Source organism: Chryseobacterium sp., assembly GCF_041914225.1.
GTDB lineage: Bacteria > Bacteroidota > Bacteroidia > Flavobacteriales > Weeksellaceae > Chryseobacterium.
The window spans coordinates 13,059-34,686 of the sequence record NZ_JAYSDT010000041.1 but is presented as its reverse complement, the minus strand read 5'-3'; the positions used below and the strand labels follow the sequence as shown (position 1 = coordinate 34,686).

Genomic DNA, 21,628 nt, shown 5'->3' with positions numbered 1-21,628 from the left:
GAAAAATAGAATTAAGAACTGCTGAAATAAAAGAAATACTAGATTTTATTAAATAGCTCCACTTTTAAATATTTGATTATATAAGAAGAGACCGGATCACGCCGGTCTTTTTTTCATTATACATGGAAATTTTATGATTTTCTTTTAAGAAGTATATTTAATTTAGGCTCGGATTTTATAAATCTGAGCCTATTTATTTTTAATGAATATTATGATTGTTAAAAGTTATGAATACAAAGCCATGCTTATAAAAAATGTCAATCATAGCTTGTATTCTGGTCGGGCGAATCGAGCTGTTTTAGCAGTTTCCTTTAATTGGTTTCTTTCTGGATCGAGATCAGTGGCCAATCCCCAAGGATGTACAGAGTAGCTGCTTCCCATTACACAGGAATTTTTATTTTACTTCGTGATATTATAACAACGCAGAATGTACATGAAAGTGTTATTGTAAACTCCCTGTAAAAATAAACTGAAAAAATTTTTAAACGTATAAAATTGACTAACAGTTTTTTGAGTTATTGACACAAATATTGACACTTATTAGTTGGAAAATAATTTAAAATTTTGATTTTCAATATTTTAAACAATTATCATGTAGTGCCGTAGGAATCTCAGCCGATATAGCATGGATTCCTACAGAATGACAGTGATAGTTTTGTAATTGATTAAAAAATGGAATGATGGGAATCAATAGGAACGGGCTTTAGCCCGTTTAATCAAAAATAAGATATTCTCTCCATTGGCTTTAGCCAAAATCTATAAAAAAAAACCGCCTCAAAATGAAGCGGTTGATGATTTTTAATCATGATGATCATACATCTTATTGTACAAAGCAATAAACTTCTCTTTTACTGCTTTCCTTTTCAGTTTTAACGTTGGAGTAAGCAATCCGCTTTCAATGCTCCATACTTCAGGGGTAAGCTCAATTTTTTTGATTTTCTCCCAGTTTCCAAGATGTTCATTGATGCCTTCTATTTCTTTTTCAATTCTTTGCTTCAGTTCAGGACTTTTCGCAATCTCTTCCGGTGTAGAGCCGATATTCAGGTTGTTTCTCATGGCCCAGCTTTTTGCAAATTCGAAATCAGGCTGTACCAAAGCGCATGGCATTTTTTCACCATCACCCACTACCATGATCTGCTCAATGAATTTAGAAGCTTTTGCTAAATTTTCAATAGTCTGGGGAGCAATATATTTTCCGCCGGAAGTCTTGAACATTTCCTTTTTACGGTCGGTAATCTGTAAAAATCCGTCACTGTCTATATGTCCGATATCTCCGGTTTTGAAGTATCCATCCTCTGTGAAGGCTTCTCTGGTCATTTCTTCATTCTGGAAATATCCTTTGAATACGGATGGGCCTTTAACGGTAATTTCCCCGTCTTCCTGTATTTTTACCTTTAAATTATCCAATGGAATCCCTACGGTTCCCACTTTCATCTTTTCAAAGCTGTTTACAGAAATTACCGGTGAAGTTTCTGTTAAACCATACCCCTCCAGAATAGGAATTCCTGCATTCTGGAACATTAAATTGAGTCTTGTGGATAATGCTGCAGATCCTGAAACCAAAGTTATAATTTCACCCCCTAAACCTTCTCTCCACTTGGAAAATACAAGCTTATCGGCTATAATTTCCTGAAGCCCGGATGGCTTTGAAATGGTTTTCTTTTTACTGATTAAGTTCAGTGCCCAGAAGAAGATTTTTGATTTCAGTCCTCCGGCAGAAGATCCTGTATTGTAAATTTTATCGTATACTTTTTCTACCAGTCTCGGTACTACAGTCATATAATGCGGTTTTACTTCTTTTACGTTTTCACCCATTTTATCAATGCTTTCCGCGAAATAAAGGGAAAAACCGTTGTACTGATAAAGATAGAACAGCATTCTTTCAAAAATATGACAGATAGGAAGAAAGCTTAATGCTCTGGCTTCCTTGTAATCAAAACTTCTTTTCTTCGGAATTCTCGGAATAGCACCCAATACGTTTGAAACAATATTATTATGCGTAAGCATTACTCCTTTAGGTCTCCCTGTAGTTCCGGAAGTATAGATGATCGTTGCCAGATCTTCCGTATTGATCGCGTTGGAAAGATCGTCTACTTCAATTTGTGTAGATTCATCCTTACCCAGATCCAGAATCTCTCTCCAGTTGGCCGCGCCACTGATGTTATCAAAAGTAAAAATTCCCTGTAAGCTTGGGATGTTGTGCTTTACTTTCATGACCTTATTCAACAGCTCCTTATCGGAAACAAAACAGTACTGAATTTCTGCATTATTGAAGATGAATTCATAATCCTCTGGAGAAATACTTGGATAAACCGGTACTGAAACGACTCCGATCTGGGAAAGCCCGAAATCCATAATTGCCCATTCAGTGCGGGAATTTGTAGTAATCAAAGCGATCTTGTCACCAGGTTTTATGCCCAGTTTCAACAGTCCTCTGGATATCTTATTTCCCTCATTAATAAACTCCTGCGTAGAAGTTTTTTTCCATTCACCATGATACTTCGTTACAAACATATCTGTTTTAGGATATTTTTCTAAAGCATAGTGCGGAATATCGAATAATCTCTTGATCGTCATGATTTTTTACGTAATTTATAAAGAAATTTAAATATAAGCATTTTTTTTAATTGAAAACATCTGAGGCCAATAATTAGAAATTAGTTAAATGCTTGCCATAACAATTTACATCAAAAAACAGCCAGGAGAGCCTGAAAGAGAGGTTTTATCTTTTCAATGGGTTTGTTAGATAACTCCACAATTTCTGTAATATTTAAGTTTAATCTGAGATCCCATTTTTTTGAATCCCGAAACATGTATCACAGATCCTTAAACCTCCCCAAATTTGCTTTTTATGTGCCTTTTTCCTGCTTTTAATTTATTTTTTCAGATTTGCTTAAAAAGTGTAAATTTACGGCTATCTAATTATTTTTTTTATGGACTTTAATTTATCGGAAGAACAGCTGATGATTCAGCAGGCAGCAAGAGACTTTGCACAGAACGAACTTTTACCTGGAGTGATTGAAAGAGACCGTGACCAGAAATTCCCTGCAGAACAGGTGAAGAAAATGGGAGAAATGGGGCTTTTAGGAATGATGGTAGATCCAAAATACGGAGGTGCAGGTATGGACAGCGTTTCTTACGTGCTTGCCATGGAGGAAATTGCAAAAGTGGATGCTTCTGCAGCTGTTGTAATGTCTGTAAACAATTCATTGGTTTGTGCCGGTCTTGAAAAATTTGCTTCTGAAGAGCAAAAAGTAAAATATCTTACTCCTCTTGCCAGCGGGCAGGTAATCGGAGCATTTGCATTATCTGAGCCGGAAGCAGGTTCTGATGCAACTTCCCAAAAAACAACTGCTGAAGACAAAGGAGATTACTATCTTTTAAATGGTATCAAAAACTGGATCACAAACGGTGGTACAGCTAGCTATTATATTGTAATTGCACAGACAGATCCTGAGAAAAAGCATAAAGGAATCAATGCTTTCATCGTAGAAAGAGGATGGGAAGGTTTTGAAATCGGACCAAAAGAAGACAAATTAGGAATCAGAGGAAGTGATACACATTCTTTGATCTTTAATAACGTAAAAGTTCCAAAAGAGAACAGAATCGGTGAAGACGGATTCGGATTCAACTTTGCGATGGCTGTACTGAACGGAGGAAGAATCGGTATTGCTTCCCAGGCTTTAGGTATTGCTTCAGGAGCTTACGAACTGGCATTGAAATATGCTAAAACAAGAAAAGCTTTCAAAACTGAAATCATCAACCACCAGGCTATCGCATTCAAACTGGCAGATATGGCTACTCAGATCACTGCAGCAAGAATGTTATGCTTCAAGGCAGCTTGTGAAAAAGATGCAGGAAAAGATATTTCTGAAAGCGGAGCTATGGCAAAACTATACGCTTCTCAGGTAGCAATGGATACTACTATTGAAGCGGTACAGATCCACGGTGGATACGGATACGTGAAAGAATATCACGTAGAAAGATTAATGAGAGATGCAAAAATCACTCAGATCTATGAAGGAACTTCTGAAATCCAGAAAATCGTGATCTCAAGAAGCATCGCAAAATAACATTTTATAAACACACTACTATGAAAAAATCTTTGTGGATCACCCTCGGTGTCGTACTGCTGTTACTGGGAGTATTTGTATGGTATAAGTATTATTTCGTTTTCGGGGAAGGAGTAAAATCCGGATACCTGAATTATGCCATGAAAAAAGGCTATATCTTTAAAACCTATGAAGGAAAACTGATTCAGGAAGGTTTCGGAAGGGGCAAAACAGGAACCATTACAAGCTATGAGTTTGAGTTTTCTGTAGATGACCCTGAAGTTTTCAAACAACTGGAAACCAATAGCGGTAAAACCTTTGATCTGCATTACAAAGAGTACAACGGCGCTCTTCCGTGGAGAGGAAACACAAAATTTATCGTAGATAAAGTAGTGAACATGAAATAAAACAAATAAGGCTCTCAATCTGAGAGCCTTACTTTTACACCAAATCACAAAATATTAATATATGAAATTAAAATTTCCGTTTTTATTGAGAAACTTCGCCTGTCCGAAGATTCATTGCATTTTGCTTACACTTAAAGTTAATAGTAATTTTTCTAATAAACAATACTTCCATTGAATATTTGATAAAATTAAACATAAGAACCGAACATCAATTCCAAATCTCATTAAAAAAATATTAAAAATCTAATGAGAATCATTGTCAGCGATGTTTTTATTCTTCTTTTTATAGAAATAATATCCAATACCGGCAATAAGAAATAAAGGCCATAACGGTAGGATAAACAGGAATATGGAAGTAATAACATTCCAGCCTGATTCAATGGCAGCTAATGATTTTCCACCAAAGGTTTCCGGTTCTTTTTCTGCTTTGGACTGATCACTGATTCTGACATTGACCGTACAGATGGTATTATCCGCATAGTTGCTTCCCGAAACCTTAATATCTTTTGTGTCAATATCCCCGATATTGCTGCTGATAGCACTCATTAAACCGTCGAAGTGCTGTATAGGAACCTTAATATCAAGGCTGTAAATTTTCTGATCTTCTCCGTGCGGGTTTGCAGATTCCTCATAAGAAAGATTTTCATTTTTGATGTAACCATTGTTTTTATAGGCTTCTTCCCTGATGATTTCCTTCACCGTTTCTGCATTTTCTGCTTTTATGGCAAGATACCCTGATTTTACCATCTTATCTTTCGGCATATTCAGTTCATAGTTGTCATTTTTAGGCTTTTCTTTGTAAATGATTTTGGTTTCTTTAATAACCTTCGGAGTAGGGACTTTTACAGCAATTTTTTCAGATTTCTTTTCTGCAGAATCTGGTTTTTCAACTTTTGATTCCAGTTTTGTTGCAGCTATTTTCTCAGATAACGAATCTACCATTTTAGAGGTGTTTTCTATTTTTTGCCGGATGTCATTTTTGGTATTTTCAAAATCTTTTATTTTGATACTGGCAGAATCGAGAACCTTATCTGCTGTTTTGCTGACATTGTCAACCGTTTCTGTAGCCACCGCCGCAGCGCTGTCAGCCGTGTGGATCGCTTCATTGATCTTATCCTGAGCAACTTCTCCTTTTTTACACATAATGAAAGTGCCTGATACAGCAACGAGTAATATGAACTTTTTCATAAGGTTAATTTTTTGATGAAGTAAAATTAGAAGTGAAGTTCTTGTAACAGTTGTAAATAGGCTGTATTCCGCTGGTAAAATTATAACTGTTATATTTTCAGTGTTTTGTATTTGTTTTACAAAAGATTTACAAAATGTTTTCTGCGTTTTAATACTGTAAGAACAGTATTTATGTTCTCGAAGGAATCATTTAATCACAAAGCTTTATTGTCATAGATCAGATTCCTTCGGAATGACATACAGAACGCTGAGCTTTATCCGCACACTTTGTCATTTTACCAAATATTAGTTGGGAAATCTAAAAATTCCCATCCTCAGGAGGGGTGGCAAAAATTCGAAGAATTTTTGACGGGGTGGTTTCATACGATATATTATAAAAAAATCCGCAGAAAACTTCTGCGGATCTATTTTAAACAATTTCGCCTTTTCACGATTTTACTTTTTTGCCTTATTTAATATCTCTAAATTCACTGATGAAGTGCAGTTTCACATTCGGGAACTTCTCCTGCGTCATGTGAATGGTGAAAGAAGAGTCAGCAAGGAATACCAGTTGATTGTATTTGTCTCTTGCCAGGAATCTCTGCTTTAATCTTGCAAATTCCTTGAATTCTTCAGACTTTTCGTCAGCTTCTACCCAGCATGCTTTATGCATGGATAATGGTTCATAAGTACATTTGGCACCATATTCATGTTCAAGACGGTACTGAATAACCTCGTACTGAAGGGCTCCCACTGTTCCGATGATCTTTCTTCCGTTCATTTCAAGGGTAAACAGCTGTGCAACTCCTTCATCCATCAGCTGATCAATACCTTTTGCCAACTGCTTGGCTTTTAACGGATCATTGTTGTTGATATAACGGAAATGCTCAGGAGAGAAGCTTGGAATACCTTTGAAGTTTAATTTTTCTCCGCCCGTCAGTGTATCTCCGATTCTGAAACTTCCCGTATCATGTAAACCAACAATATCACCAGGGAAACTTTCTTCCACCACTTCTTTTTTATCTGCAAAGAATGCGTTAGGGGAGGAGAATTTCATTTTTTTACCTTCTCTTACCAGTAAATAGTTTTCATTTCTTTTAAAAGTTCCGGAAACGATCTTTACGAAAGCAAGCCTGTCTCTGTGCTTAGGATCCATGTTCGCATGGATCTTGAAAACGAATCCTGTGAAAGTGTTTTCTTCCGGTTTTACCAGACGGGTATCACTTTCTTTTGGCTGCGGCATCGGAGCAATATCAATGAAAGCATCCAATAATTCACGTACACCAAAGTTATTCAAAGCCGAACCGAAAAATACAGGCTGAAGATCACCTCTCATATAATCATCACGATTGAATTCGGGATATACAGACTGGATCAGGTCAAGCTCTTCTCTTAAAGTATTAGCCGCTTTTTCACCGATAACCTCGTCAATAGAAGTATCGTTGATATCATCAAACTTAATGGAATCACCAACCTTCTGTTTTTTCTCTTCCAGGAATAACTGAATATTGTTTTCCCAGATGTTATAAATTCCCTGGAAATCACTTCCCATACCAATTGGCAGAGAAAGCGGACAAACAGTTAACCCTAATTTCTGTTCTACTTCATCCAGAAGATCGAAGGCATCTTTACCCTCACGGTCAAGTTTATTAATGAAAACAAGCATCGGAATGTTTCTCATTCTGCAGACCTGTACCAGCTTTTCAGTCTGTTCCTCAACCCCTTTTGCAACGTCAATAACAACGATTACGGAATCTACAGCAGTTAATGTTCTGTAGGTATCCTCAGCAAAATCTTTGTGACCCGGAGTATCGAGAATGTTGATTTTATGGTCTCTGTATTCAAAAGCCAATACGGAAGTCGCTACGGAGATCCCTCTCTGTCTTTCGATTTCCATAAAGTCGGAGGTGGCTCCTTTTTTTATTTTGTTGGATTTTACCGCACCCGCTTCCTGAATAGCACCCCCGAAAAGAAGTAACTTTTCTGTAAGGGTTGTTTTTCCGGCATCCGGGTGGGAAATGATCCCGAAGGTTTTTCTTTTTTGTATTTCTTTGATTAAGTCTGACATATCGTATTTTGAAGTTGCAAAAATCGTGATTTTTTACGAGGTTTTCAAATTTAAATGAAGACAATGTTTATCAGTATAGGGAGTGGGCGGGTAGAAGAGTTTGGAACCGGTTTACAAATGGATGTTATAACATCATCAAATACATAAGAAAATCCTTTTTTAGTTGCCTGTGGCAGTCAAAAAAATTATCTTTGTTTCTGATAAACTTTTACAGATAAAGGATGGAAAATAGCAAATATCCGAAGTTTACTTTTACATGGATTGGCGGTGTTGTTTTGGTGATTGGATTATTAGTAGGAACAATGGCTGTTTCCTTATTCAGCACTTTTTGGAAAGTTGTTTTCAGGGAAAATATTGAGCTGAAAGACTGGTTTCTGATGGTGGCAAATTCCGTGGGATTCCTTACTGCAATTGCCTTTTTTGACTTTTTCATCGTAAGGCGTACCACTCAAAAGAGGCTTAACTTTAATTTATCATCAGTTAATTTTTCCACATACCTTCTTATTTTCCCAATGATGGCCGGTATGATGTTTATTTCTGAGTTTGTTGCCGCTCAGATTCCTACGACGGGACCATTTTTCGGGGATTTTTATGAATATTTTACTCAGTTGATGAGTCAATTAACTGATAATCCTGTTGTAATGATTATCATGACGGTGATTATGGCTCCGGTTTTTGAAGAAATTATATTCCGGGGAATTATTCAAAAAGGATTGATCAATAAAGGAGTCAAACCCTGGAGAGCCATTTTGTATGCCTCTGTTATTTTTGGAGTTGTTCACGGAAATCCATGGCAGTTTATCAGTGCAGTAATGCTGGGCTGTGTGCTGGGATTGGTATATCATAAAACAAAATCTTTGCTGTTGCCGATACTGTTGCATGCATTTAATAATTTAACCCTGTCTTTACTGGTACTTTACGGTAAGGATGAGAGTTTTGCGAAGGTCCTTCATATTTCAGAATGGCTTGTATTGGCTGCAGGAATTGTACTTTTTTCTTTATTCTATTATCTTTTTATGAAAAAGTATAAAGTACATTATGCTGAAATGTAGGTAACCTGATTAAAAAAGTAAAATTGAAAATGAATATAGAAATGGAATTATTAGTAGCTACCCACAACGAACATAAAAAAGAAGAAATACAGCAGATCCTGGGAAGTGGCTGCGTTGTGAAAAGTCTTACCGATTACAATATTCACGAAGAAATTGTGGAAGACGGAGATTCTTTCCATGCCAATGCCCTGATCAAAGCCAGATATTGCTTTGAAAAAACAGGCATTCCAAGTTTGGGAGATGACAGTGGTCTGGTTGTAGAGTCTTTGGATGGAAGGCCTGGAATCTTCTCTGCCCGTTATGCCGGAGATCATGACTTTGCAAAAAATATCGAAAAAGTACTGGAAGAAATGCAGGGAGTTGAAAACAGGAAAGCTTATTTTGTGACAGTTCTGTGCTACTATGATGAAAATGGGGCCCAATATTTTGAAGGCAGGGTTCACGGAAATTTACTGACAGAAAATAAAGGCTTTCAAGGATTCGGATATGATCCGATTTTTGTTCCTGAAGGATATGAAAGAACCTTTGCAGAAATGGATCCTGCAGACAAAAATAAGATCAGCCACCGTAAGCAGGCATTGGATTTATTTATGGATTTTTTAAAAGTGACTGATTAAGTTTAAGTATCAGGGTAAAACATCCATTTGGTTTTTCTGTTGTACATTTGTCATCATAAATTATTGATTTGAGTACTTATTTAACAATATTAGGCTTTAATTCAGCTATTCCAACCATCAACACATCACCCACAGCCCAGCTGCTGGAAATGGAAGAAAGACTTTTCCTGATCGATTGTGGAGAAGGTACACAGGTGCAGCTGAGAAAAGCGAAAGCAAGATTTTCAAAAATCAATCATATTTTTATTTCCCATCTTCACGGCGACCACTGTTTCGGGCTACCGGGTCTTATTGCTTCTTTCCGTCTTTTGGGAAGAGAAAACCCGCTGCACGTTTATGGTCCGAAAGGAATTAAAAAAATGCTGGAAACCATTTTTCAGATTACGGAAACCCACCGTGGTTTTGAAGTGGTTTACCATGAGCTGGACAAAGATTATTCTGAAAAAATATATGAAGACAACAGGATAGAAGTATATACTATTCCTTTGGATCACAGGATTTACTGTAACGGCTACCTTTTTAAAGAAAAACCGAAAGACAGGCATCTCAATATGAAAGAGATCGCTAAATACAGCGAAATTGAAACTTGTGATTATCATAATATCAAAGCAGGGAAGGACTTTGTACTGAGTGACGGTTACGTTCTTAAAAATGAGATCCTGACTATTGATCCGGCTCCGTCAGTATCCTATGCATTCTGTAGTGATACCCGCTATCTTGAAAGCGTTATTCCGATTATCAAAAATGTGACGGTTTTGTATCATGAATCTACTTTTTTACATGATCTGAAAGAAATGGCGGATTATACAGGCCACACTACAGCTTTGGAAGCAGCAACCATTGCTCAGAAAGCTCAGGTTGGAAAGCTGATTTTAGGACATTTTTCCAACAGATACGGCGATCTGACCGTATTTACCGATGAAGCCAGAGAGATTTTTCCCAATACATTCCTGCCAAAAGCATTGGAAAGTGTAAAGATTTAATGAATATGCTGAAATTTGAAGAACTCAGAGATTTTCTCAACGAAAAGGCAGATCAGTATAATGCTCCCGATTTTATTGAAAATGACCCGATACAAATTCCGCATCGTTTTTCTTTAAAGCAGGATATTGAAATTGCAGGATTTCTGGCAGCTACGATCTCTTGGGGAAACAGAAAGTCGATCATTAATTCTGCGGATAAAATGCTTGATATTATGGGGAATTCTCCCTATGATTTTGTGATGAATTATTCAGAAAAAGATCTGGAAAATATTCAGGATAAAAGCATTCACAGAACATTCAACGGGCAGGATTTTTCCTATTTCATCAGACAGTTCAACAGGATTTATAAAGAAAATGAAAGCCTGGAGAGTTTATTTGAAGTAAAAGAAGCGGAGAATAACTTTCTGCACGCCATAGAAAGGTTCAGAAGCGGATTTTTGGAAACAGAAAAGCACAGAAGCCATAAACACATCAGCTCACCTTATAAAAATTCTTCTGCCAAAAGAATTATTATGTTTTTGAGGTGGATGGTGCGCAAAGATAAACGTGGCGTAGATTTTGGAATCTGGGAAAATATAGATCAGAAACATCTTTCCATTCCTCTGGATGTGCATACCGGAAATATCTCCAGAAAACTGGGATTGGTTTCCCGGACCCAGAACGACTGGAAAACGGTAGAAGAATTGGATATTGCCATCAGAAAATTTGATGAAAAAGATCCGGCAAAATATGATTTTGCTTTGTTTGGATTAGGAGTAACAAAGGAACTGTTGTAAACATATAAGGATGAAAAAATATAACGAAAAAACAGAAGTTCTTGAAAAAATAGCAGATAAGATCACATCATGGATAGGGTCTATTCAGTCCCTGATTGTCCATACATTACTGTTCATAACTTCGTTTGTGCTTCCGATGCTGGATATTGTCAATTTTGATAAGATGCTTCTGATTCTTACGACAGTACTTTCTCTGGAAGCTATTTATCTGGCGATCTTTATCCAGATGTCCGTGAACAAGAGCCACGAAAAAATTGAGGATATCCAGGAGGATATTGAGGAGATCAGCGAAGATATTGAAGATATCCAGGAAGATATTGAAGAGATCAGCGAGGATATCGAAGAAATCAGTGAAGACATTGAAGAAATTAACGAAGATATCGAAGACATTCAGGAAGATATTGAGGAGATTAATGAGGAAGAAGATGAGGAAGATCACAATGAAAGGGCAAAAAATGTAATGTTGAAAAGTAATGTAAGCTCAAACAAGAATGAAATAAAAGCTTTAAAAGATATTATATCTCAGCTGCAGAATGAAATCGATCAGTTGAAAAAAGATGATAAAGAGACGGAAGAATAGCCGTTAAACCATAAACAGGTCAATATTATTGATCTGTTTTTTTATGATATGGTTTCTGCTTTTTATGATTTGCAGAAAATGTAACAATAAGAAAAAAATGTTGTGAATCTATCTGTGTGTTTGTGAAATAGTAGTGTTAAAGGCTGATTTAGTATAATTATTTTTGCTACATTTGAACAAATGAAATTAAAATGTTAACTTATAGACTAAAAAACTATTTTTTCCTTTTTTCTCTTTTACTGATTTCTGTTTCTGCATTTTCTCAAACGAGACCTGCCAGAAAATCAGAAAAGATAAAGCCTTCTGCCGCCAGCCTCAGGGCCGGAGCATTCATTGATGTGAATGTACCTCCCTATACTCCTTCAAACTATACTCCGGAGCAGCTGGTAAAGAATATTTTGATCAATGGCGGTACCAACTGTACAACAGCCAACGTTACGAATGTTACTGTATCTCCTAATCACGATGTGACCAACAACAACAGATTCTGGGGATATTTTCATAAAGGAACAACCAATTTCCCTTTTACGGATGGGATTGTGCTGACTACAGGGTATGCTTCTGAAGCAGGTAATAGTTATGTAGCAGCTGTAGGACAATCCGTAGGAACAGGAAGTGATGCTGATCTTGTAGCAGCTACCGGAGCCAATGTTAACTTAACGGATGCGGTAGCCCTTGAATTTGATTTCGTTCCGAATTCCAACCAGGTAAAATTTAACTACATATTCGCCTCCGATGAGTATACTTCAAATTACCCATGTCTCGGTTATTCTGATGCTTTTGCACTGCTGCTGAAGAAAGTAGGGGATCCTACTTATACCAATCTTGCAGTTTTACCTGGAACTGCGGGACCTGTAAGTGCAACCAATATTGTTCCTTCAGGAAATGGATTCACTTGCGGACCTATCAATGCAGCTTATTTTGGAGGATTGGCAAACCCGCACCTGCTTATTAATTATTTTGGAAGAACAACACCGTTAACGGCTGTTGCAGATGTAATCCCAGGGCAGACCTACCATTTCAAAATGGTACTGGCAGATGCAAAAGACTCTACGCATGATTCAGCTGTATTCCTGGAAGGAGGATCTTTTGACGTTGGAATTAAGATTGTAGATGAAACAGGAGTGGTTTTACCGGGAAGCATCAATATGTGTGACAATACACCAAAACAGCTTAAAGCCCAGGTAGCCCCGATTCCGGGAATGACTTATCAGTGGTATAAAGACGGAGTGGCCATTCCGGGAGCAACCAGTGCTGTATATATAGCTACCCAGGCGGGAGTTTATACGGTAAAAGTAATGGTTCCGGGAAACCAGTGTCCTGTGAGGCAACCATTACAATCGTCGGAGGAACAAGCCCTACCGTACAGAATGCTGAACTTAAACTCTGTACGACACCTTCATTGACTACCTTTAATCTGGAAACGGCAAAACCTCTCATCAGTACAACGCAGGGAGCGGTATTCCGTTTCTATGCAAATCAGGCTGATGCACAGGCCCAAAATAACAGCTATATCACCAATCTGACCAATTATACAGGTACGGATGGGCAAATATTATATGTACTGGTTTCCAATGGTGCTTTCTGTAGTAAGATTGCTACTTTAACCTTAAGAAAAGAAGAAACACCAACCGCTGTGCTGACAGCTCCAAGATTAAAGATCTGTGCCGGTGAATCCGTATTGTTAACTGCATCCGGTGGAGTAACATATGAGTGGGGTGATGCTGCAGCGGCTACCGGAGGAATAAGAACCGTAAGTCCAACTCAGACAACAACATATACTGTATACGCAATCGGAGCACAGGGATGTAAATCTCTTCAGCCTGCACGTATTACAATTGAAGTGGTTCCTGCTATAGTTTCAAACCTGAAAGGAGGTCATATCTGTCAGGGTGATAAAATTATCCTGGATGCCGGTTCAGGACCGGGATATACCTATCAGTGGAGTTCTGGCGAAACAAGTCAGAGCATTACAGTAGGTACTCCGGGAGTATATTCGGTAACGATCAGTAACGGAGTTTGTTCAAAAGAGTTCAAAACTGAAGTGATTAAAGCCGTAATCCCTGAAGTGATAAAAGTGGATTATAATGAGAGTGGAACTATGATTATCACGGCAAGTAATCCGAGTAATGGTATTCTTGAATATTCAGTGGATAACGGAGTTACATGGCAGTCTTCAAATGTATTTAACAATGTGCCTAAAAATAAAATCATTTCGATCAGGGTTAGAGTTAAATATACAAGCTGCGTAGGTTTCCTTGAATTTTTTACCTTCGTAATGAAAAATGTAATTACTCCGAACGGGGATAATATTAATGATACCATTGATTTCAGCGGAGTAGTCAACTATAAAGATTTCAGCGGGCAGGTTTTCGACCGCTACGGAAGGGAAGTCTTCAAGGCAGAGAAGATCAGGCCGTACTGGGACGGATATTTCCAGGGTAAAAAGCTTCCTACTTCAACATATTGGTATCAGGTAACCTTTGAAGATCCTGCCAGTAAGGAACTTACCGTGAAAACAGGATGGATATTGCTTAAAAATATAGAATAATTAAACTATAACTGAAAGACTGACAATTTTGTCGGTCTTTTTTTATTATTTTAAAATAAACAGAGTTGATATTCTAACATAAATAAATTTGCGTTAGTAATAATGTAAATTGTGTTAACTTGAATTTCAATCAAAAAAAATAGTATTTTTGTTTAAAATAATATAAAATGTTAAATAGGAGGAGAGGAAATTTATTTTTAGCGTTATTTTTAGCTTTCATGGGGAACTTTGTTCTGGCTCAGAATAAAGGAAGGGTAGAAATTGCCGCAAAACCTAAGGCTGCTTCTTTAAGGGCTGGTGTTTTTATAGATGTAAATGCACCAAGCTATCCGGAATCCGGCTATCCTATAACCCAGCTGATCAATGATGTTCTCATATCAGGAGGAACTACCTGTACCAGCTCAAGTGTAAGCAATGTAACAGTATCTCCAAACCTGCCTGCAAGCAATCAGAACCGAAGCTGGGGATATTTTAATAAATCAAATACCAATTTTCCTTTCAGTAAGGGGATTATCCTTTCTACAGGATATGCCAGTAAAGCCGGGAATGTTTTCCAGGGAACTTTAAGTGATGATCTGGGAACCGGAGGAGATGTAGATCTGGCAAACGCTTTGGGAATAGGTAATAATAACCTTACCAATGCGACATCTATAGAGTTTGACTTTGTAGCTGCTTCTACCGAAATTACTTTCAGATATTTATTCGCTTCTAAAGAATATCAGCAAAATTTTCCATGTACCATTACCGATGGTTTTGCCCTGTTATTAAAAAAAGCATCTGACCCTACTTATACCAATCTTGCAGTGCTTCCGGGAGGAGCAGGACCTGTAAGCGTTACCAATATCCATCCGCAATACCAAAATTGCGGACCTAAGAATGAAGCCTATTATGGAGGGACCAATAATGCTCAGATTGAGACCAACTTTAATGGACGTACTATTCCTCTGACGGCCCATGCAACGGTAATTCCAGGGGAAACTTATCATTTTAAGATTGTCCTTGCAGACTACCAGGATCCCAATTTTGATTCTGCGGTATTTCTTGAGGCAGGATCATTCGATATCGGAGTGAAAATTCTGGACCCGGCAGGCGTACAGCTTCCCGCTTCTGTAAATATGTGTGATAATACGCCACAGACTTTTACAGCTTCAGTGCAGGGACCTAATATAACATACCAGTGGTATCTGGGAACCAATGCGATTCCTGGAGCTACCGGCGCAAGTTACACGGCAACGGCACCAGGTGTATACACCGTTAAGGTTTTTATTCAGGGTAATAGTTGTCCCGGGGAAGCTACCATTACGGTAGTTGGCGGCACATCTCCCACGGTACAGAATGCCACACTGACGGCTTGTTATGCTGCCGGAAATGCAACCTTTAATTTAACATCAGCACAGGCTTCAATAAGTACAACTCCGGGAGCCGTGTTTTCATATTATACCACACTGGCAGACGCCAATGCAGGAAATGCCAATACGATTCCCAATCCTACCGCTTATCCGAGTGCAGGAGGAACAGTATATGTAAGAGTAGCAACCGGTTTCTGTGCAAAAGTAGCACAGCTTCAATTGGTAAAGGCCCCACAAATGGTTCCTACTATCGCGCCGCCGGCAGTACTTACCTGTACCAGCTCTCAGACTACACTGGATGCATCAGCTTCCGTTTATCCGGCAGGTGCAACATTTAACTGGACAACTACCGGAGGGAATATTGTCTCAGGGGCAACTACCCTGAATCCTGTTGTGAACGCTCCGGGAACCTATACTTTAACGATAACGAAAGTTTATCAGCCAGGAAATGTCAGCTGTACAGCAGTAGGCAATGTAACCGTAACAGGAAACAGTGCTCCGCCGGTTACAGGACTTACTTCAAACAAAATAAAAATCTGTAAGGGAGATTCTGCCACCCTTACTGCTTCGGGAGGTGTAACCTATAACTGGGGTAATGGTCTTACCGGAAACGGAAGTACACAGGTTGTTTCACCTACCGTTACCACTACTTATACCGTAACGGCAGTGGGAGCTAACGGTTGTGCTTCTCAAAATCCAGCGAGTATAACAATTGAAGTTTCAGAACCTTTTACAGCACAGAATGCAACATTGCATAAATGTTACCAGCCGGGATTAACTTATAATCTTACAGAAGCCCAACCTCAGATCACTACTACAGCAGGCGTTACTTTTACTTACTATGTCAATCAGGCTGATGCCATTGCTGCTAACGGAAACTTTATTGTAACGCCTACAGCGTATACGCCGCCGGGAGGAAGCCAGACTATTTACGTACTGGTAAGCAACGGAGGATGCAGCTACGTAGTATCATTGCAGTTATTAAGCACAGCTCAGACTACGCTTACGATTGCTGCGCCACAAACAATTACCTGTACAACTCCTCAGATCACAATCAACGCTTCAGCATCTGTAGTGCCTGCAGGATCTACTATTGCCTGGACAACTACCGGAGGAACTATTGTATCCGGAGGAAATACACTGACTCCTGTTGTAAGCGCTGGCGGAACATATACTTTAACAGTCACTAATGTATCACAACCAGGAAACCTGACCTGTACCTTTACATCAACGGTAACAGTGCAGGAAGATAAGGTACAGCCGGTGGCTGCGCTTGTTTCATCACAACCCCGTATCTGCGTTGGTGAATCTGTAACATTAACAGCTTCGGGAGGGGTAACCTATAACTGGGGTAACGGTCTTACCGGAAACGGAAATACTCAGGTTGTTTCGCCTACTACAACTACGGTATATACGGTATTTGCCGTTGGAGCGAACGGATGTATCTCTGCAACGCCGGCAAGTGTGACGGTTCAGGTAGGTCCGCCAGTAGCAGGTCTTACAGCATCTAAATTAAAAATATGTGAAGGTGAATCTGTAACATTAACAGCTTCGGGAGGTATTACTTATAACTGGGTAGGCCTTACCGGAAACGGAAACACACAGATCGTTACGCCTACAGCAACAACAGAATATTCAGTATATGCATTGGGAGGAAACGGGTGTAGTTCTGTTAATCCGGCTAAAGTTACCATTGAAGTAGTTCCTGCAATCGTTTCTACTTTAAAAGATGTATTTGTATGTGCCGGAGATAAAGGAACTCTGGATGCCGGTTCAGGGCCAAACTATACATATGTGTGGAGTACAGGAGCAACAACGCAAACTATAACAACTAATATTCCTGGAACGTACTCCGTGACAATCAGCAATGGAGTTTGTTCCAAAACTTTCTCTGCGCAGCTGGTCAATCCTGATCTGCCGCAGTTTACAAATATTGTTTACGACAATCATATTCTAACGCTTACGGCAAGTAATCCTACAGGCGGTGTTTTGGAGTATTCTATAGACGGCGGATTGACATGGCAGCCATCAAATGTATTTACAGGAGTTTTGAATAATACCATGTATTCCGTGATGGTAAGGGTAAAAGGAGCTAAGTGCGGTACTTCACTGGATTACTTTACATTCATCATCAGCAATGCTATTACCCCTAATATGGATGGGATTAATGACACGATAGACTTCTCCGGAATCAGCGGATATAAAGATTTTGCAGCTTCTATCTTTGACAGATATGGGGCAGAGGTATTCAAAGCCGGTAAAGGTGATGTTATCTGGAGGGGATCTTTAAAAGGAATCAATCTTCCTACAGGAACATACTGGTACAGGGTACAGTGGGAAAACCCGGCCAGTAAAAAACTGGAACAGCGCTCAGGATGGATTCTTCTGAAAAACAGAAACTAAATATCTCCAAAATTGAAATAAACAACAAAATCTCTCAGCAATGAGAGATTTTGTTGTTTTTAAAGATAAATGGTATCGTATTTTGTGAATTATTTGAAATAGACAACAAATATGTTAAAACAATTTGTAACAGGATGCTACCACACTATTTATAATTTGTTCGGATAGGGATTGATTAATGAAAATTTACTGTAAAACATCCTTATTTTGTTTTTTTACTGTAAAAAATATAAATATGTATATGATATATTTAAAAAAAAATTAAATTTGTTGAAACAAAAATATTATGAGAAGATATCTACCGCTTTGTTTATTTTTTTTAGTCATCTCGACTTTTTTATTTTCACAGAATCTGCCTCCACGTAAACCCGTAAAAGAAACTCCTTCCAATATGTCCGGAAGGGCCGGAGTTTTTATTGATGTGAACGCTCCGCAGTATGCTGAAAGTAGTTACACTATCGAGAAAATGGTTAAAGATGTATTGATTTCATCAGGAACCAATACCTGTCTTACTCCGAACGTAACCAATGTGAAAATTACTCCTAATCATGCTGCAAGTGAGGCCAACAGAGCATGGGGATATTTTCATAAAGCTACTACCAATTTTCCATTTAAAGATGGGCTTATACTTTCTACCGGATTTGCGAGAAGAGCAGGTAATGCCTTTGAAGGAGGGCTTAATGATGTTAACGGTGGAGGATCAGATGCCGATCTGGCACAGGTAATCGGGGTAGTGGAAAACAGACTGAATGATGCTGTTCTTCTGGAATTCGACTTCGTTCCTACCACCTCTCAGATTAAATTTAATTATCTGATTGCATCAGAAGAATATACAGGTTCATTCCCTTGTAGTTTTGCAGATGCATTTGCTATTTTGCTGAAACCTACTTCAGGTGGACCTTATGTAAATATGGCTGTGCTTCCTGGTGGAGCAGGACTGGTAAGTATTACAAATATCCACCCTGCAGTACCTGGCAGCTGTGGTGCAGTAAACGAACAGTATTTTGGAGGATACAATACAGCAAAACGTTGAAACCAATTTCAATGGAAGAACAATCCCGTTAACGGCAACAGCAACTGTAGTTGCAGGACAGCAATATCACTTCAAAATGGTAATTGCCGATTTCAGTGACCACAGTTATGACTCTGCGGTATTTCTTGAAGGAGGATCTTTCAATATCGGGGTAGATCTTTTAGATTCAGCAGGAACAAAATTACCTTCAGATATCAATGTATGCGATAATGTACCTCAGGTGATTACAGCTTCTGTAAGTGACCCTAACCTTGTATACCAATGGTATTATAATGGTGCACCGGTACCTAATGCCACTACCAATACCATTACAGCAATACAACCAGGTACCTATACTATTGAAGTAAGTGTTCCTGGTAACCCTTGTCCGGGGAAAGCATCAATAGAAATTCATGGAGGAACAACCCCCCAGGCTCAGGATGCAACATTGCTGCTATGTACCACACCGGATATTACTACGTTTGACCTGAGTACAATTACATCCACCATAAGCCCGACACCGGGAGCCATCTTTAAGTTCTACGAAAACCAGGCGGATGCAATTGCACAAAACGGGAATTATATTCAGACTCCGTTAAACTATAATGGTAATGACGGCCAAATCCTGTATGTGCTTGTTTCCAATGGAGGATTCTGTAGTAAGATTGTAGAACTGAAGTTACTGAAAGAAGTAACGCCTACAGCGAAAGTAAAAGCTTCCAGGATAAAAATCTGTCCGGGAGAATCCGTAACCCTTACCGCTGAAGGAGGAGATACTTATCTGTGGAGCAATTTCATGGGAACCGGTAATATGCAGACGGTTACTTTATATCAGACTACAACATTTACAGTATATGCAATTGGAACAAAAGGATGTAAATCCCTTAATCCGGCAACCATAAGAATTGAAGTTACACCGGAAATCACTTCACCATTAAAAGATGTTGAAATGTGTGTAGGGGATACCGTAACCCTTGATGCAGGAGCAGGGCAAGGCTTCAAATATCTTTGGAGTACAGGTGCTACAACACAGAAAATTGATGTAAACCAATGGGGTATCTACAGCGTGGAAGTTGATAACGGTATCTGTAAAAAAGTTTTTGAAGCTAAAGTAATGGGAGCAGCTACTCCTTTTGTTACTGCTTTAAATTATGAAAGCATCAAGAAAACAGTAACCATTACTGCTGAAAATCCGCCAATGAACAATACACCAAGTACTTTGGAATATTCTCTTGATGGTGGTATCACATGGCAGGCTTCTAACGTGTTCAGCAACCTTTTAGATAATACAAACTATACTGTTTTAGTAAGAAGAGTAGGCACACACTGTGTTGGATCTCTTGAATTCTTTACTTTACAGATCAACAATATTATTACTCCGAACGAAGACGGAATCAATGATGTACTGGATCTTAAAGCTCTTGGAGACTTTAAAAACTTTACAGGTTCCGTATATGACAGATATGGAGTAGAAATGTTCAGGTTCTCAAAAGAAAATCCTATCTGGGACGGAACAGTAGGAGGTAAGAGACTTCCGACAGCAACATACTGGTATAAGTTCCAGTTTGAGTATCCAAAATCAAAAGCTCAGATGAACTGGTCAGGATGGATCATGCTGAAGAACAGAAACTAAATTGATAATGCAACATAAAGAAAGCCTTTCGAATACATTTGAAAGGCTTTCTGCTTTTTAACGGATAATACAGTCATGTTTGAGTCCATTAAAAAAGCTCCTGTTATAGGAGCTTTTGTTTTTTTTACTGATTTTCTTTCCAGAGATTAGCGAAGTATATAAAATCTGCAACACTAAGCTCTTCAGCTCTTTTGTCAAGAAATTCATGACCTTTTAAAGCTTCAGGAATGTTTAGTATTTTCAAAGCATTGGAAAGCTTTTTTCTCCTTTGGTTGAATCCTGCTTTTACAATCTGCTTAAAAAGAACTTCGTTCCCTGCAAGACCTTCCTTGGGATTTCTTGTAAGCCTGATGACACCGGATTTTACCTTTGGCGGCGGATTGAAGACATTCTCATGTACCGTAAACATATAGGATACATCATAATAAGCCTGTATCAGAACAGAAAGAATACCGTAATCTTTAGTTCTCGGAACGGCGGCTGTTCTTTCCGCTACCTCTTTCTGGAACATTCCTACCATTTCCGGAATCAGCTGGTAATGGTCTACAATCTGAAACAGGATCTGGGATGAAATATTATATGGAAAATTACCGATGATGGCAATCTGATCCTCCTTGATGAAATTGAAATCCTGCTTCAGGAAATCTCCTACAAAAGTTTCTTCAGTAACCTTTGTATAATTGTTTTTCAGGTATTCGATAGATTCCGTATCGATTTCTGCAAGGTAGATGTTTTGATCCTTTTCAAGAAGATATTTGGTAAGAACGCCCATTCCGGGACCTACTTCCATGATATTATTATAGTTCTCAAAACTAAGGCCTTCTACGATTTTCCTTGCGATGTTTTCATCTGTCAGGAAGTGCTGCCCCAGATGTTTTTTTGCTTTTACACTCAAAGTTTTTTATGATTTTATTAACAATGATTTTCTTTATTTCGTCCCAAATTTCGGAAGTTTTTTTCTATTTTAGCCAAAAATTT

Annotated in this window: 16 protein-coding genes; 12 read left to right on the top strand and 4 right to left on the bottom strand. The window is 38.5% G+C overall.

What is annotated here, in order from left to right; translation table 11 throughout:
- Nucleotides 1–798 precede the first annotated feature (798 nt).
- Nucleotides 799–2,577 (bottom strand): long-chain fatty acid--CoA ligase, encoded by a 1,779-nt coding sequence (locus ACE3RB_RS15835; RefSeq protein ID WP_374465087.1) that lies wholly within the window; start codon nucleotides 2,575–2,577, stop codon nucleotides 799–801.
- Nucleotides 2,578–2,933: 356 nt separating this feature from the next.
- Between ACE3RB_RS15835 and ACE3RB_RS15830 the strand changes: the two genes are divergently transcribed.
- On the top strand, nucleotides 2,934–4,073 hold the full coding sequence (locus ACE3RB_RS15830; RefSeq protein ID WP_062696925.1) for an acyl-CoA dehydrogenase: 1,140 nt from the start codon (nucleotides 2,934–2,936) through the stop codon (nucleotides 4,071–4,073).
- Between the two features lie 20 nt (nucleotides 4,074–4,093).
- Nucleotides 4,094–4,459 carry a hypothetical protein gene (locus ACE3RB_RS15825; protein ID WP_002980711.1) on the top strand — a complete coding sequence of 122 codons (366 nt, stop codon included), beginning with the start codon at nucleotides 4,094–4,096 and terminating at the stop codon, nucleotides 4,457–4,459.
- 243 nt (nucleotides 4,460–4,702) lie between these two features.
- Here the strand turns inward: ACE3RB_RS15825 and ACE3RB_RS15820 are convergent, their stop codons facing one another.
- The gene (locus ACE3RB_RS15820; RefSeq protein ID WP_374465086.1) at nucleotides 4,703–5,647 is read right to left on the bottom strand and encodes a hypothetical protein; all 945 of its coding nucleotides are present in this window, start codon (nucleotides 5,645–5,647) and stop codon (nucleotides 4,703–4,705) included.
- A 448-nt stretch (nucleotides 5,648–6,095) separates the two neighbouring features.
- The gene (locus ACE3RB_RS15815; protein ID WP_374465085.1) at nucleotides 6,096–7,694 is read right to left on the bottom strand and encodes a peptide chain release factor 3; all 1,599 of its coding nucleotides are present in this window, start codon (nucleotides 7,692–7,694) and stop codon (nucleotides 6,096–6,098) included.
- A gap of 221 nt (nucleotides 7,695–7,915) precedes the next feature.
- Here ACE3RB_RS15815 and ACE3RB_RS15810 point away from each other — a divergent pair, with 221 nt between their 5' ends.
- The 10 genes from ACE3RB_RS15810 (at nucleotide 7,916) to ACE3RB_RS15765 (ending at nucleotide 20,650) form a co-directional block, all read left to right on the top strand.
- Nucleotides 7,916–8,746 carry a lysostaphin resistance A-like protein gene (locus ACE3RB_RS15810; RefSeq protein WP_374465084.1) on the top strand — a complete coding sequence of 277 codons (831 nt, stop codon included), beginning with the start codon at nucleotides 7,916–7,918 and terminating at the stop codon, nucleotides 8,744–8,746.
- 41 nt (nucleotides 8,747–8,787) lie between these two features.
- Nucleotides 8,788–9,363, top strand: coding sequence for an RdgB/HAM1 family non-canonical purine NTP pyrophosphatase (rdgB, locus tag ACE3RB_RS15805; protein WP_374465082.1), 576 nt, complete (start codon nucleotides 8,788–8,790; stop codon nucleotides 9,361–9,363).
- A gap of 68 nt (nucleotides 9,364–9,431) precedes the next feature.
- Nucleotides 9,432–10,346, top strand: coding sequence for a ribonuclease Z (locus ACE3RB_RS15800; protein ID WP_374465081.1), 915 nt, complete (start codon nucleotides 9,432–9,434; stop codon nucleotides 10,344–10,346).
- A 5-nt stretch (nucleotides 10,347–10,351) separates the two neighbouring features.
- Nucleotides 10,352–11,122, top strand: a complete 771-nt coding sequence (locus tag ACE3RB_RS15795) for a TIGR02757 family protein (RefSeq protein WP_374465080.1) — start codon at nucleotides 10,352–10,354, stop codon at nucleotides 11,120–11,122.
- Nucleotides 11,123–11,132: 10 nt separating this feature from the next.
- Complete coding sequence (locus ACE3RB_RS15790) at nucleotides 11,133–11,702, top strand: DUF1003 domain-containing protein (protein ID WP_374465079.1); 570 nt, start codon at nucleotides 11,133–11,135, stop codon at nucleotides 11,700–11,702.
- 191 nt (nucleotides 11,703–11,893) lie between these two features.
- Nucleotides 11,894–13,108 carry a choice-of-anchor L domain-containing protein gene (locus ACE3RB_RS15785; protein WP_374465078.1) on the top strand — a complete coding sequence of 405 codons (1,215 nt, stop codon included), beginning with the start codon at nucleotides 11,894–11,896 and terminating at the stop codon, nucleotides 13,106–13,108.
- Nucleotides 13,018–14,253, top strand: coding sequence for a T9SS type B sorting domain-containing protein (locus tag ACE3RB_RS15780; protein ID WP_374465077.1), 1,236 nt, complete (start codon nucleotides 13,018–13,020; stop codon nucleotides 14,251–14,253). The genes ACE3RB_RS15785 and ACE3RB_RS15780 overlap by 91 nt, the downstream gene beginning before the upstream one ends.
- A gap of 167 nt (nucleotides 14,254–14,420) precedes the next feature.
- The gene (locus ACE3RB_RS15775) at nucleotides 14,421–18,005 is read left to right on the top strand and encodes a choice-of-anchor L domain-containing protein (protein ID WP_374465076.1); all 3,585 of its coding nucleotides are present in this window, start codon (nucleotides 14,421–14,423) and stop codon (nucleotides 18,003–18,005) included.
- A 286-nt stretch (nucleotides 18,006–18,291) separates the two neighbouring features.
- Nucleotides 18,292–19,038, top strand: coding sequence for a choice-of-anchor L domain-containing protein (locus ACE3RB_RS15770; RefSeq protein ID WP_374465075.1), 747 nt, complete (start codon nucleotides 18,292–18,294; stop codon nucleotides 19,036–19,038).
- Complete coding sequence (locus tag ACE3RB_RS15765) at nucleotides 19,010–20,650, top strand: T9SS type B sorting domain-containing protein (protein WP_374465074.1); 1,641 nt, start codon at nucleotides 19,010–19,012, stop codon at nucleotides 20,648–20,650. Before ACE3RB_RS15770 ends, ACE3RB_RS15765 begins: the two co-directional genes overlap by 29 nt.
- Before the next feature lie 124 nt (nucleotides 20,651–20,774).
- Here the strand turns inward: ACE3RB_RS15765 and rsmA are convergent, their stop codons facing one another.
- The gene (gene rsmA, locus ACE3RB_RS15760; RefSeq protein ID WP_374465073.1) at nucleotides 20,775–21,545 is read right to left on the bottom strand and encodes a 16S rRNA (adenine(1518)-N(6)/adenine(1519)-N(6))-dimethyltransferase RsmA; all 771 of its coding nucleotides are present in this window, start codon (nucleotides 21,543–21,545) and stop codon (nucleotides 20,775–20,777) included.
- Between the last annotated feature and the right edge of the window lie 83 nt (nucleotides 21,546–21,628).

Bases quoted from the DNA above. Each gene is read 5' to 3' on its own strand.
- ACE3RB_RS15775 (WP_374465076.1), top strand. From the start codon at position 14,421: ATGTTAAATAGGAGGAGAGGAAATTTATTTTTAGCGTTATTTTTAGCT.
- ACE3RB_RS15820 (WP_374465086.1), bottom strand. From the start codon at position 5,647: ATGAAAAAGTTCATATTACTCGTTGCTGTATCAGGCACTTTCATTATG.
- ACE3RB_RS15770 (WP_374465075.1), top strand. From the start codon at position 18,292: ATGAGAAGATATCTACCGCTTTGTTTATTTTTTTTAGTCATCTCGACT.
- ACE3RB_RS15785 (WP_374465078.1), top strand. From the start codon at position 11,894: ATGTTAACTTATAGACTAAAAAACTATTTTTTCCTTTTTTCTCTTTTA.
- ACE3RB_RS15825 (WP_002980711.1), top strand. From the start codon at position 4,094: ATGAAAAAATCTTTGTGGATCACCCTCGGTGTCGTACTGCTGTTACTG.
- ACE3RB_RS15795 (WP_374465080.1), top strand. From the start codon at position 10,352: ATGCTGAAATTTGAAGAACTCAGAGATTTTCTCAACGAAAAGGCAGAT.
- ACE3RB_RS15815 (WP_374465085.1), bottom strand. From the start codon at position 7,694: ATGTCAGACTTAATCAAAGAAATACAAAAAAGAAAAACCTTCGGGATC.
- ACE3RB_RS15790 (WP_374465079.1), top strand. From the start codon at position 11,133: ATGAAAAAATATAACGAAAAAACAGAAGTTCTTGAAAAAATAGCAGAT.
- ACE3RB_RS15830 (WP_062696925.1), top strand. From the start codon at position 2,934: ATGGACTTTAATTTATCGGAAGAACAGCTGATGATTCAGCAGGCAGCA.
- ACE3RB_RS15835 (WP_374465087.1), bottom strand. From the start codon at position 2,577: ATGACGATCAAGAGATTATTCGATATTCCGCACTATGCTTTAGAAAAA.
- ACE3RB_RS15810 (WP_374465084.1), top strand. From the start codon at position 7,916: ATGGAAAATAGCAAATATCCGAAGTTTACTTTTACATGGATTGGCGGT.
- rdgB (WP_374465082.1), top strand. From the start codon at position 8,788: ATGGAATTATTAGTAGCTACCCACAACGAACATAAAAAAGAAGAAATA.